The organism is Streptomyces sp. NPDC054863, assembly GCF_053610825.1.
Genome location: NZ_JBSGZD010000232.1, coordinates 1 through 12,684, shown reverse-complemented (window position 1 = coordinate 12,684; position 12,684 = coordinate 1). Strand labels below are relative to the sequence as shown.

Sequence of the window (12,684 nt, the reverse complement as noted above, 5' to 3'; positions counted from 1 at the left end):
ACCGCGGCCGTTCCCGTATCACCAGCGCACCTTGGAAATTCAACAAGGCAGCAATTCCGGCCCCTGTCCAGGGTCGGTGGGCCCGCTGCAGGGCCGACGAGGCCCTTCTCCCGGGCCTTCAGGACCAAGCGGCGACGAAGTACCCCACGCCGTACGGAGCGCCCTCGTACAGCAGTTGCCCGCCCAGGCCGGTCCCCTCCCCGGCACCCGCGAGCACCTGCCAGGGGGCGCGGCCCGCGGCCTTCAGCGCCGACGCCAGGTCCTCGTCCAGTGCGAGCAGGGCTGCGGTGTCGGCGGTGCCCAGCGCCCGGGCCGCGGCGTCGTCGAAGCTCCCGGCGCGCTCGTCGAGGTAGCCGGGTGCCTTGAGGGTGCGGCAGGCGCTGCCGTCGCCCATCACCAGGAGGGCCACCCGGTCCGCCCTCTTGGCGATCTCCCGGCCCGCTTCCGCGCATCGGGCCGTGGACAGGGACTGTCCGACACCGAGCCCTTCGACGGGGGCGTCCGCCCAGTTCGTACGGCCGAGGAGCCAGGCGGCGACGGACAGCGAGACGGGAAGGCCCCGCTCCGGAGCGGGGCCTTCGGCACCTGAACCGGCTCCGGGACCAGTGCCGCGGCCTGCCTCTGCTCCCAGGCCCGACCCGGGGTCGGCTCCGAGCCGCACTTCCAGGTCCACGCCGAACCCCGCGAAGCTCCCCCTGGCGCCCTGGGGGTGTGCGCCCCCGCCGCCCTCCCCGGCGGGGCCGATCACGACCAGCAGGTCGGGCCGGGACGCGGCGAGCACGCCCAGCGCGTCGGCGCAGGCGTCCCGTACGGCGTCGAGTTCGGCCGCGGCTCCTGCGGCGACCTCGGGGACGAGCAGCGGCGGACAGGGGCATACGGCGGCGGCTACGAGCATGTCCGGCAGCCTACGCGGGAGGGGTCAGCCGACGCTGCAGCCGCCTGTGGCTGCCGGCAGCGGTTCCGGTACACCGATCTTCGGCAGGCCCAGCATGACGCCGGGGCCCTGCTGCGGTTCGGCGTTGCGCTTCTCCCAGGCGTCGCCGGCCCGGGTGCGGTGCACGGCCTGCGTCTCGCCCTCGGCGAGCAGGTGGTGCGGCGCGGCGTAGGTGATCTCGACCGTCACCATGTCGCCGGGGCGTACGTCCTGCTCGGGCTTGGTGAAGTGGACGAGCCGGTTGTCGGGGGCGCGGCCGGACAGTCGGAGCGTGGCGCCGTCCTTGCGGCCCTCGCCCTCGGCGACCATGACGTCCAGGGTGCGGCCGACCTGCTTCTTGTTCTCCTCCCAGGAGATCTCCTCCTGGAGGGCGACCAGCCGCATGTAGCGCTCCTGGACGACCTCCTTGGGGATCTGGTTCTCCATGGTGGCCGCGGGGGTACCGGGGCGGATGGAGTACTGGAAGGTGAAGGCGTTGGCGAAGCGGGCCTCGCGGACCGTGTGCATCGTCTGCTCGAAGTCCTCCTCGGTCTCGCCGGGGAAGCCCACGATGATGTCGGTGGAAATGGCGGCGTCCGGCATCGCGGCGCGCACCTTCTCGATGATCCCGAGGAAGCGCTCCTGACGGTAGGAGCGGCGCATCGCCTTGAGGACCGTGTCCGAGCCGGACTGCAGGGGCATGTGCAGCTGCGGCATCACGTTCGGCGTCTCGGCCATCGCGGCGATCACGTCGTCGGTGAAGTCGCGCGGGTGCGGCGAGGTGAACCGGACCCGCTCCAGGCCGTCGATCCTCCCGCAGGCGCGCAGCAGCTTGCTGAAGGCCTCGCGGTCGCCGATGTCGGAGCCGTACGCGTTGACGTTCTGCCCGAGCAGGGTGATCTCGGAGACGCCCTCGTCGACCAGTGCCTCGATCTCGGCGAGGATGTCGCCGGTCCTGCGGTCCTTCTCCTTGCCGCGGAGCGCGGGCACGATGCAGAAGGTGCAGGTGTTGTTGCAGCCCACGGAGATGGAGACCCAGGCCGCGTAGGCGCTCTCGCGGCGCGTGGGCAGCGTCGAAGGGAACGCCTCCAGCGACTCGGCGATCTCGACCTGCGCCTCTTCCTGGATGCGGGCGCGCTCCAGCAGCACCGGCAGCTTGCCGATGTTGTGCGTGCCGAAGACCACATCGACCCAGGGAGCCCGCTTCGTGATGGTGTCGCGGTCCTTCTGCGCCAGACAGCCGCCGACGGCGATCTGCATGCCGGGCCGCTTCGTCTTCATCGGCGCGAGCCGCCCGAGATTGCCGTACAGCTTGTTGTCGGCGTTCTCACGGACCGCGCAGGTGTTGAAGACGACGACGTCGGCGTCACCGTCACATCCTTCGGGCGCGCGGACGTATCCCGCGCCCTCCAGGAGGCCCGACAGGCGCTCGGAGTCGTGGACGTTCATCTGGCACCCGTAAGTGCGCACCTCGTATGTCTTCTCGCTCATCTCGCCCACCAGGGTACGGGGCCCGCGGTGTCCGGGGCGTCGCGCGGTGTCCGCTCCCGGATTCCTCTGGTCGGCGGGGCCGGTGAGCTGGCAGGATCGCGGGCATGCCCACCCTCCTCGCCCGAATCGGACGCCGCCGTGCCCTCCAGGGGGTGGCCGCCGCGCTGGCGGTGTGCGGGCTGCTGCTGTGGTGGCTGCTGCCGTCCGGTGCGCCGTCCCCGAAGGGGCAGATCACGTTCAGCACGGGCGTGCGGACCGGTGTGTACCAGCGGTACGGAGTGCTGCTCGAAGAGGCGCTGCGCCGGGACATGCCGGAGGTCGGCGTCGCCCTGGTCACCAGCGAGGGATCGCAGCAGAACCTGGAACGGGTCGCCACCGGCAAGGCGGACTTCACGATCGCGACCGCCGACGCCGTCGCGACGTACCAGCGGAACCGTCGGACCGGCGCGGACCGGCTGCGCGGCTGCGCGCGGCTCTACGACGACTACGTGCAGCTGGTGGTGCCGGACGGCTCGAAGATCCGTACCGTCGCCGATCTGCGGGACAAGCGGGTCGCCGTGGGGCAGGAGGGGTCCGGGGTGCGACTGGTGTCGAACCGGCTGCTGGCGGCGGCCGGTCTTGACGCCGCGCGGGACGTGAAGCCGGTGTCGATAGGGATCGACACGATGCCGGGGCAGCTGGAGGCCGGGGACATCGACGCCTTCTTCTGGTCGGGCGGGCTGCCCACCAGTGCGGTCCGCGACCTGTCGCAGCGGATGGAGGTACGGCTGATCCCGCTCGGTCCCGAACTGGTGGAGGCGTTGCAGAAGCCCGGCGACATCACGCGCTACTACCGGTCGGCCGTGATGCCCGCCGACGCCTACGCGAAGGTACGCAACCAGGCGGCCGTGCCGACGGTGGCAGTGGCAAATCTGCTGGTGACCACGGACCGTACGGACCGGGAGCTGACGGACCGGTTCACCAGGACCGTGATCGCCAGCCGGGACCGGATCGGGCGGCAGGTGCACGCCGCGCAACTGGTGGACCTGCGCACCGCGATCTTCACCGACCCGCTGCCGCTGCACGAGGGCGCCGCGCGCTACTACCGGTCGGCGAAGCCGTGACCCTGCAAGCCGGCCCGGCGAACGGCTACGGCTCGCTGCGCGGGACGGTGACCGTCACGCGCAGCCCGTGGGGTTCGTTCGCCCCGTAGCCGATCGTGCCGCGGCCCGCGAGGAGCAGGGCGCGGGAGATGGACAGGCCGAGGCCGGATCCCTTGACGTTCTGGTGGCGGTTGCTGCGCCAGAACCGGTCGCCGACGCGGGCCAGTTCGTCCTCGGTCAGGCCGGGCCCGCCGGGGGCGACGACGACCGTGCAGGTGTCCCTCCGGGACTCGACCGTGACCGTCACCTGCTCGCCGGCGGGCGTGAACTTCAGGGCGTTGTCGACCACCGCGTCGAGTGCGCTGGAGAGCGCCACCGGGTCGGCCCACGCGGTGACGGCCGCCGGTCCGCTGCGCAGCAGGCGTACGCCCTTGTCGTCGGCGAGCGGGGCCCAGGCCGCCACCCGTTCCGTGGCCATCTCGCCGAGGTCGATCAGGCGGAGGTCCGCCGGGGCGTGTTCGGCCTGCGCCAGGTCGAGGAGGTCGTCGAGGACCCGGGCCAGGCGCTTGCCCTCGGTGCGTACCGAGGCGATCTCCTCGTTGCCTTCGGGGAGTTCGAGGGCGAGCAGTTCGATGCGCAGGAGGAGGGCGGAGAGCGGGTTGCGCAGCTGGTGCGAGGCATCGGCGACGAAGGCGCGCTGCTGCTCCAGTACGTCCTCGACATTGTCCGCCATCTCGTTGAACGAGCGGGCGAGGCGGCGGAGTTCCGGCGGGCCGCCGGCGGGGGCGACCCGTGAGTTCATCCGGCCGGTCGCTATGTCGTGCGTGGCGGCGTCCAGGACGCGTACCGGCCGCAGGACCCACCCGGTGAGCCGGAAGGCCGCGCCGATCGCCACGAACAGGGCCGCGAACTCGCCCGCCGCGATCAGCAGCCAGTCGTGCAGGATGCGTGAACGCAGCTGCCCGGTGGGCGAGTCGGTGACCACCACCGCGACCACGTCGCCGTCCCGTACGACCGGCGAGGCCACCACCAGGGTGTGCTCCTGCCAGGGCCAGGCCTGGGGCGGGTCGTGGCTGCGCCGCCCTGCGAGGGCCTCCTGGAAGGCGTCCTTCCCGAGGTCTCCGGCAGCTTGCACGGTCCAGTCGGCCGGGGCTGCGGCCATGACGTCGCCGTCGCGGTAGAAGACGCCGACCCGGATGCCGTACACCTCCTGGTAGCGGCCGAGTTCGGTCTCCAGGGTGCCCTGGCGTTCGTCCTTGGCTGCGGAGCGCTCGGTGACGAACTGGGCGAGGGCGGCGAAGCGCGCGGTGTCGTCGATCCGGTCGATCACCACCTGCTGCTGCTGCGCCGCGGCCACCCGTACGGCGAGCGGGAAGCCGAAGGCGATCAGCATGCCCGTGAGCAGGATGAGGAGGAGCGGGAGGAGGCGGGTGCGCACGGGGTGTTACGTGGCCCGGGGTACGTCGGGGTCGCCTGCGCCGCCCGGGGCACCAGGAGCAGCAGGGGCGCCCGGGGCACCGGCAGCGGGAGGGACACCGGGAGCACCCGGGGCGGCAGGAAGAGCACGTGCGCCGGTTGCACCAGGTGCGCCGGGAGCATCAGGTGCGGGAGCGCCTCCGGGCGACTCCGGGGCGACCAGCCGGTAGCCGACGCCTCGCACCGTCTCGATCAGGGCCGGCATCCGCAGTTTGGAGCGCAGGGACGCCACATGGACCTCCAGCGTGCGCCCCGTGCCCTCCCAGCTCGTGCGCCACACCTCGCTGATGATCTGCTCCCGGCGGAAGACGACGCCCGGGCGCTGGGCGAGGAGCGCGAGCAGGTCGAACTCCTTGCGGGTCAGCTGGACGGCCGTCCCGTCGACACTGACCCTGCGGGTGGGGAGTTCGATGCGCACGGGACCGAGACGTACCGCTGCGTCACCGGAGGCGGCAGGTGCGTCCCCGGTGACCGTGCGCCTGCTCACCGCGTGGATACGGGCCAGGAGTTCGCCGGTGTCGTACGGCTTGGTGACGTAGTCGTCGGCGCCGAGGTTCAGTCCGTGGATGCGGGAGCGGACGTCGGCGCGCGCGGTCACCATGATCACCGGCGTGCTGGTGCGCTTGCGGATCTTGCTGCAGACCTCGTACCCGTCCTGGTCGGGCAGGCCGAGGTCGAGCAGGACGACTCCGAAGGGCTCCTGCTCGCGGGGGGTGCGGTCGTCGGGAAGGAACGCCTGGAGCGCCTCTTCGCCGTTGCGGGCGTGGACGACCTGGAAGCCGTGCCGGGAGAGGACGGCGGACAGGGCGGCGGCGACGTGGTTGTCGTCCTCGACGAGCAGCAGTCTCATGGTCCTCCCCCTTCCCTGCGCAGCTTTCGCGTTGTTGGCCTCAGGGCATCCACGCCGATCCGGACACGCTGCGTCAAGGCCCTTCTCATCACGGGCTTGTTCCGTTATGGAGCCGGTATCCCCACCCGGTGCCCCGTTCACGCAGAGTGTCCGGTTGAGGCCGGATCGTTATGCTCAATTTCCGCTCAGATGTAATGACGCTGGTCGCACTGGGTGACTAGGGTCCTCCCAACCGAGGAGGACGGAGCAAAAGCCGATGAGCGGAGTTTCAGTGACCAAGGGCGCCCAGGACGCAGTACCGGCGTCAGGCGATCTGGTCGTACTGAGCAACGTCAACAAGCACTTCGGCGCGCTGCATGTGCTCCAGGACATCGACCTGACCATCGCCCGTGGCGAGGTCGTCGTCGTCATCGGACCCTCCGGGTCCGGGAAGTCCACGCTGTGCCGCACGATCAACCGCCTGGAGACGATCGACTCGGGCGCCATTCGCATCGACGGGAAGCCCCTGCCCCAGGAGGGCAAGGAGCTGGCGCGGCTGCGCTCCGACGTCGGCATGGTGTTCCAGTCGTTCAACCTCTTCGCCCACAAGACGATCCTGGAGAACGTCACGCTGGGCCAGATCAAGGTCCGTGGGACGGACAAGAAGACCGCGGAGGAGAAGGCGCGCACCCTGCTGGACCGGGTGGGTGTCGGTGCGCAGGCGGACAAGTACCCCGCGCAGCTGTCCGGCGGTCAGCAGCAACGCGTCGCCATCGCGAGGGCGTTGGCCATGGAGCCGAAGGTCATGCTCTTCGACGAGCCCACGTCGGCGCTCGACCCGGAGATGATCAACGAGGTCCTGGAGGTCATGCAGCAGCTGGCCCGCGACGGCATGACCATGGTGGTCGTCACCCACGAGATGGGCTTCGCGCGCTCGGCGGCGAACCGGGTCGTCTTCATGGCGGACGGAAAGATCGTCGAAGAGGCCACGCCGGACCAGTTCTTCAGCAACCCTCGTAGCGACCGGGCCAAGGACTTCCTGTCGAAGATCCTTCACCACTGACGGACCGTCGGCCGTTGTGCCGATTCCCCGTCCGCCGGAGAATCCCGGCCAACGACACACCGACGTAAGGGATGTTCACCATGAAGCTCCGCAAAACAGCCGCAGTGGCAGCCATGGCCGCCGCCCTCGCCCTGACCGCGACCGCCTGTGGCGGCAAGGAGGGCTCGGCCGGTGACGGCGCCAAGGCCCCCGGCGGCGCCGACGCCCCCAAGGCCCCGAAGTACGCGGTCGCCAAGGACGTGAAGCTCGACGGCTCCCCCACCTTCAAGGCTGCCAAGGCGCGCGGCAAGCTGGTCCTCGGCGCCAAGGCCGACCAGCCGTACCTCGGTTTCGAGGACCAGTCGACCAAGGCCCGCTCCGGCTTCGACATCGAGATCGCCACGATGATCGCCGCCGACCTGGGCTTCACGCCGGACCAGATCGAGTGGAAGACGGTCAACTCCGACCTCCGCGAGACGACCATCGCGCAGGGCCAGGTCGACTACTACGTCGGTACGTACTCGATCAACGACAAGCGCAAGAAGCAGGTCGGCTTCGCGGGCCCGTACTACAAGGCCGGCGCGGACCTCCTGATCCGCCAGGACGAGAAGGCGATCAAGGACAAGACCACCGTCAAGGGCAAGAAGGTCTGCTCCATCAAGGGCTCGACCCCGCTCCAGGAGATCAAGAAGCCGGAGTACGGCGCTTCGGTCGTCGAGCTGGGCAAGTACTCGGACTGCGTGCAGCAGCTCCTGACCAAGCAGGTCGACGCGGTCACCACCGACGACGCGATCCTCAAGGGTTACGCCGCGCAGAACCCGACCAAGCTCAAGGTCGCCGGCAACCCGTTCACCACCGAGCTGTACGGCATCGGTCTGAACAAGGAGGACAAGGTGCTGCGCGACAAGATCAACGAGTCGCTGACGAGCCACGTCAAGGACGGCACCTACAAGAAGATCTACGACGCGACGCTGGGCCTGTCGGGCTCGACGTACGCCGAGCCGCCGGCCGTCGAGAAGTACTGATCCCGGCCGGTCGACCGCTGCCGATTCCGGTCGACCGACGCGCCCCGTACGCCTGTTGAGGCCGTACGGGGCGCTGCTCCCCCTGCCCTTCAGCCGCTGCCCGCCGACGCGGAGACCTCATGAACGTACTGACCGACCATCTGCCTTTGTTCTGGGAAGGTTTCATAGGCACCGTCTTCATCACCGCGGTCAGCAGCGTGATCGCCGTGGTCCTGGGGCTGCTCATCGCGGGCTTCCGGGTCTCGCCCGTGCCGCCCCTGAGGTTCTTCGGAACCGCCTGGGTCACGATCCTGCGCAACACCCCGCTGACCCTGTTGTTCCTGGTCACCACGTTCGTCGTGCCGGAGATCTTCTTCCCCGGAATGAGTCCCTTCCTGCTCGGCGCCGTCGCGCTCGGCTTCTACACGTCCTCGTTCGTCTGCGAAGCGGTCCGCTCCGGCATCAGCACCGTGCCGGTCGGCCAGGCCGAAGCAGCACGTTCGCTCGGCATGACCTTCGGCCAGACCCTGCGGATGATCGTCCTGCCGCAGGCCACCCGGACCGTACTGCCGCCCCTGAGCAGCATCTTCATCGCGCTCACCAAGAACACGGCGATCGCGGGCGCGTTCGCCGTCGTCGAACTCTTCGGAGTGCAGAAGACGTTGAGCGAGGACGGCTACGCGATCCTGCCGATCTTCATCTTCGTCGCCCTCGGCTATCTGATCGTCACCTTCGCCATCAGCGGCCTCTTCCGTCTCCTTGAGCGCCGTATGGAGGTCGCACGATGAGTGCCAGCGTTCTCTACGACGCCCCCGGTCCCAAGGCCAAGGTCCGCAACCGGATCTATTCGGTCGTCGGCTCGGCCGCCATCCTGGCGCTCCTCGCCGTCGCCGTCTTCCGCCTCGCGGACAAGGGGCACCTCGCCCCCGAGATGTGGGACATCTTCAACTACTCGGGCATCCGGCAGAACATCGCCGACGCCCTGATCGCCACCCTCAAGGCCTTCGGGCTCGCGGCGGTCGGCTCCCTGGTCGTCGGTGTGGTCCTGGCCGTCGCCCGGCTCTCCGACCACAAGCCGGTCAGCTGGCTGGCCACCGGGTTCATCGAGATCTTCCGCTCGATCCCGCTGCTGATCACGATTTACGCGGTGTGGGCCGGATTCCTCTCCGACGTACCGCTGTGGGCGCTGGCCATCGGCCTGTCGATCTACAACGGATGCGTACAGGCCGAAGTGCTGCGCGCGGGCATCAACTCGGTGCCGACCGGTCAGCGCGAGGCCGCGTACGCGCTCGGCATGAGCAAGACGCAGGTCATGGTCAGCGTGCTGATCCCGCAGGCGGTCCGCGCGATGCTCCCGACGATCATCAGTCAGCTGGTGGTGACCCTGAAGGACACCTCGCTCGGCTTCATGATCCTTTACCCGGAGCTGCTGAACACCGCCCGTCTGATCGCGAGCAACACCCTGGTCAACGGCATGTACCCGTACGTCTCGACGATCGTCGTGATCGGTCTGCTGTACATCGTGCTGTGTCTGCTCCTCTCGGCACTCGCCACCTGGATCGAGAAGCGGGGCCGACGTGCCAAGACGGGCATCGCGCCGACCAACACCGAACCGGTCCCGGGGACGATAGGCGGCGGCGTCCTCCCGTAGCCGAAGCCCGCTGTGCGCCGGAGCACCCGAAAAAGCCCCGGCGCACAGCAAACTGACGATTAATGAGGCAGCGGCCCCGCGCCGCTGCCTCCGTCACTTGACGCAAGCACTCGCAGTGGGTTGCATACGTTCTGTGATCGAGCACCGTGTTTCCACTGCCGCTTGTGCGGCTTCTCGTACTGCTTTCCGCTTGTCCGTACGGGGCGGAGGGGCCGCGTCGTGGACCCGGTGATCGTCGTCGGCGCCGGACCGGTCGGGGGCGCGCTCGCCCTGTCCCTCGCCGCACAGCAAGTCCCCTCCGTCGTCCTCGACGAGGGCGACGGCACGCAGGAACCGCGCACGGCCAGGACCGTGGTGCTGCGACCGGACACCGCCGCTCTGGTCGAACGGCTCGGCTGCACCGCCGCCCTGGACGAGGGGGCGCTCTGGTCCGGTTGGCGGTCGATGCGGCGCAAGCAGGTCGTACGAGAACTAACGCTCGGTGACGACAGTGAGTTCCCGGCCCCCCTGCACCTCCCGCAGCACGCCCTCACCCAGGGGCTGTACGAGGCCGCCGTCGCGCACCCCCTGATCGAGCTGGCGACGCTCGCGCGCGTGGACACGATCGAGCAGGACGCCAAGGGTGTCACCGTGCACACCCGCGAGCCCGGTTACCTGTACTGGCGCGGCAGTTACCTGGTCGGCTGCGACGGCGCCCGCTCCACGGTCCGCAAGCTCCTCGGCATCCGCTTCGCCGGCCGCACCGCCGTCGAGCGGCACGCCGTCGCCGCCCTGCGCGCCGAACTCCCCTGGCCCGGCACCACTGTGCTGCACCGCCAGCCGCCCTGGCAGGTCGGCGGCCCCGAAGTGACGGCCCGCCCGCTGCGCGACGGCGTGTGGCGGCTCGACTGGCTGCTCGCGCCGCGCGGCGACCTGGTCACCCCCGACGCCCTGGTGTCCCGGATCCGCGACACCCTGGCCGGCTGGTGCGGCGAGACGCCCCCGTACGAACTCATCGACACCGGCGTGTACACGCTGCACCACCGCCTCGCCCAACGCTGGCGCGAGGGGCGGTCGTTCCTCGCCGGGGACGCGGCGCACCTGCTGGGCGCGCTCGGCACCCAAGGTGTCGACGAGGGTCTGCGGGACGTCGAGAACCTCGCGTGGAAGCTGGCGCACGCCTTCCACCACGAGGCTTCCCGGACCCTGCTCGACAGCTACGAGGCGGAGCGGCGCACCGCCGTCGCCGCCCGGCTGCGCGCCGCCGACCAGGCGCTGCCGATCCTGCGGGGCGGCGGCGGGCTGCGCACGGTCCTGCCGGGCTCCGCGCGCAACCACGACAGCCTGCTCGCCGACGGCCATCTGGGCGGCGGCGCGCTGGGCGCCCCACCCGTCTACACCCACTCGCCGCTCGCTTCCCCGGCGCACGGCGGCACGGAGGCCGACGTCGCCACCGCAAGTGGTGCGCCCGTCGAGGACGTACGGGTGACCGCGCCGGACGGCACTGCCGTACACCTGCGGGACCGGCTGGGACAGGGTCACCTCCTGGTGGTCCTCGTCGCGCCCGGCACCGGGGTGTGGGACCGGCGGCACTGGATGTCGGCGGGCGTGATGCCCCGGCTGGCCGCGGCGGTGACCGCCCTGCCCGTACCCGCTGAGCTCCTGGTCGCCGAGGGCTACCCGGGGGCGACGGCGCACACCGTGCTGCTCGTACGCCCGGACGGGCACCTCGTCGCAGCCTTCGACGGGGTGCATCCGGCGGAGCTGCACGCGGCGGCGGACGCGGCGCGCGGGGGAGCTCCCGAGGCCGCCGAAGCGCTCGACGACGCGTCCGGCGCCCCCGTGCACACCGATCGGACCGCGGACATCAATTGACCGGCACAGGCGCACATGGTGTACTCCGGAACGTGAGCGACACCAATGTGTGCCTGTGGCGGAGGGTCCATATGGACCTGGTCCGCTACGCGGGCTGTGTCTGTCGCCCGTCCTGTTGATTCGCCCCCTTCTCTCCGCGCGCGGCGTACTGCCACCTCAACCTCTCTGAGGCTTCGGGCTCTTTGGAACTTCGGGCTCTTCGAGGGCTTCAGGGCTTCCTGGCCCCGGGCACCCGCGCGTACCGCGAACCTCTCAGGACGGTCTCCCCGTGTCTCTTCCCGCACCCGTACGCACCCCTGCCCGCACTCCCGCCCTCACCCCCGCGCCCTCTCGGACGGCGCCCACTCCCGCCGAGCTCCTCGACTTCGTACGACGCACCGCGGCCGACGCCGCACTGGTGGCAACCCTGCCGCTCGATCCGGAGGGGCGTACGTGGGTACGTCTCGACGGGCCGGGCGGCAGCGAGGCGTGGCTGATCGGCTGGCCGCCGGGGACCGGGACCGGGTGGCACGACCACGGTGGCTCGCACGGCGCGTTCGCGACGGCGGCGGGCGGCCTGACCGAACAGTCCCTGGCCGCCCGGCTGCCCACCGAGGGGTGGAAGACGCTGGAACTGGCCGACGGGGTGGACAGGGAACGGCAGTTGGAGGCGGGGCAGGGACGCGCCTTCGGGGAACACCATGTGCACCAGGTCCTCAACGAGTCGCACGAGGCACATGCGGTCTCCGTGCATGCCTACTACCCGCCGCTGCCGCTGATGCGACGGTACAGCCGTGCGGGCGCGGTGCTGCGCCTGGAGCAGGTGGAGCGTCCGGAGGAGTGGCAGTGAGCGAGCCGGGTCAGGTGAGTGGACGTCAGATTCCGCTGGGGATCGACGAGTTGTTGGAACGGGTGCGCGAAGAGCTCGACCGGCTCGGACCGCGGGAGGCGTACGACGCCGCGGGCTCGGGGGCGCTGCTGGTGGACATCCGGTACGCGGCCCTGCGTGAGCGGGACGGGCTGATTCCGGGTGCGCTGGTGGTGGAGCGCAACGAGCTGGAGTGGCGGCTCGATCCGCAGGGCAGCCACCGGGCGGCGGAGGCCACCGGGCACGGTCTGCGCGTCGTGGTGATCTGCAACGAGGGGTACGCGTCGAGTCTCGCGGCGGCGTCCCTGCGGCAGTTGGGGCTGCACCGGGCCACCGACCTGGACGGCGGATTCCAGGCGTGGCGTGCAGCGGGCCTGCCCGTCACGTCCGTACAGGACGGGACAGCAGGTACGGAGCAATAAGTACGGGGCGTAGGTGCGGAGCAAGAGGTACAGGGCAGTAGGTGCGGGCGTGTCCGCCGGACCCCCTGAGGAC

General features: G+C 70.4%; 12 protein-coding genes and 1 pseudogene. 9 read left to right on the top strand and 4 right to left on the bottom strand.

The window, feature by feature from the left end:
- Window positions 1-118: 118 nt before the first annotated feature.
- Together ACWGIG_RS29535 and miaB are read right to left on the bottom strand one after the other, a co-directional pair.
- Window positions 119-895, bottom strand: coding sequence for a class III extradiol dioxygenase subunit B-like domain-containing protein (locus tag ACWGIG_RS29535; RefSeq protein WP_453324738.1), 777 nt, complete (start codon window positions 893-895; stop codon window positions 119-121).
- A gap of 24 nt (window positions 896-919) precedes the next feature.
- On the bottom strand, window positions 920-2,404 hold the full coding sequence (gene miaB / locus ACWGIG_RS29530; RefSeq protein WP_453324737.1) for a tRNA (N6-isopentenyl adenosine(37)-C2)-methylthiotransferase MiaB: 1,485 nt from the start codon (window positions 2,402-2,404) through the stop codon (window positions 920-922).
- Window positions 2,405-2,508: 104 nt separating this feature from the next.
- Here miaB and ACWGIG_RS29525 point away from each other — a divergent pair, with 104 nt between their 5' ends.
- Window positions 2,509-3,507: a TAXI family TRAP transporter solute-binding subunit gene (locus tag ACWGIG_RS29525; RefSeq protein ID WP_453324736.1), complete on the top strand. Its 999-nt coding sequence runs from the start codon at window positions 2,509-2,511 to the stop codon at window positions 3,505-3,507.
- Window positions 3,508-3,532: 25 nt separating this feature from the next.
- On the opposite strand, the gene ACWGIG_RS29520 is transcribed toward ACWGIG_RS29525, so the two are convergent.
- Both ACWGIG_RS29520 and ACWGIG_RS29515 read right to left on the bottom strand, forming a co-directional pair.
- Window positions 3,533-4,924 (bottom strand): sensor histidine kinase, encoded by a 1,392-nt coding sequence (locus ACWGIG_RS29520; RefSeq protein ID WP_453324735.1) that lies wholly within the window; start codon window positions 4,922-4,924, stop codon window positions 3,533-3,535.
- 183 nt (window positions 4,925-5,107) lie between these two features.
- A pseudogene (locus tag ACWGIG_RS29515) lies at window positions 5,108-5,812 on the bottom strand (response regulator transcription factor); the annotation flags it as partial.
- A gap of 256 nt (window positions 5,813-6,068) precedes the next feature.
- On the opposite strand from ACWGIG_RS29515, the gene ACWGIG_RS29510 reads away from it, so the two are divergent.
- From ACWGIG_RS29510 to ACWGIG_RS29475, 8 genes are all read left to right on the top strand, one after another.
- Window positions 6,069-6,854 carry an amino acid ABC transporter ATP-binding protein gene (locus ACWGIG_RS29510; protein ID WP_453324734.1) on the top strand — a complete coding sequence of 262 codons (786 nt, stop codon included), beginning with the start codon at window positions 6,069-6,071 and terminating at the stop codon, window positions 6,852-6,854.
- Between the two features lie 80 nt (window positions 6,855-6,934).
- Window positions 6,935-7,858, top strand: coding sequence for a glutamate ABC transporter substrate-binding protein (locus ACWGIG_RS29505; RefSeq protein WP_453324733.1), 924 nt, complete (start codon window positions 6,935-6,937; stop codon window positions 7,856-7,858).
- 119 nt (window positions 7,859-7,977) lie between these two features.
- Window positions 7,978-8,625, top strand: coding sequence for an amino acid ABC transporter permease (locus tag ACWGIG_RS29500; RefSeq protein WP_453324732.1), 648 nt, complete (start codon window positions 7,978-7,980; stop codon window positions 8,623-8,625).
- Window positions 8,622-9,488 (top strand): amino acid ABC transporter permease, encoded by an 867-nt coding sequence (locus tag ACWGIG_RS29495; protein WP_453324731.1) that lies wholly within the window; start codon window positions 8,622-8,624, stop codon window positions 9,486-9,488. Before ACWGIG_RS29500 ends, ACWGIG_RS29495 begins: the two co-directional genes overlap by 4 nt.
- 219 nt (window positions 9,489-9,707) lie before the next feature.
- A complete protein-coding gene (locus ACWGIG_RS29490) occupies window positions 9,708-11,342 on the top strand; it encodes an FAD-dependent monooxygenase (protein ID WP_453324730.1) in 1,635 nt (544 codons plus the stop codon).
- 32 nt (window positions 11,343-11,374) lie between these two features.
- Window positions 11,375-11,461 carry a putative leader peptide gene (locus ACWGIG_RS29485; RefSeq protein ID WP_453324739.1) on the top strand — a complete coding sequence of 29 codons (87 nt, stop codon included), beginning with the start codon at window positions 11,375-11,377 and terminating at the stop codon, window positions 11,459-11,461.
- 149 nt (window positions 11,462-11,610) lie between these two features.
- Window positions 11,611-12,171, top strand: a complete 561-nt coding sequence (locus ACWGIG_RS29480; protein ID WP_453324729.1) for a cysteine dioxygenase — start codon at window positions 11,611-11,613, stop codon at window positions 12,169-12,171.
- The gene (locus tag ACWGIG_RS29475) at window positions 12,168-12,611 is read left to right on the top strand and encodes a rhodanese-like domain-containing protein (protein ID WP_453324728.1); all 444 of its coding nucleotides are present in this window, start codon (window positions 12,168-12,170) and stop codon (window positions 12,609-12,611) included. The genes ACWGIG_RS29480 and ACWGIG_RS29475 overlap by 4 nt, the downstream gene beginning before the upstream one ends.
- Window positions 12,612-12,684 lie beyond the last annotated feature (73 nt).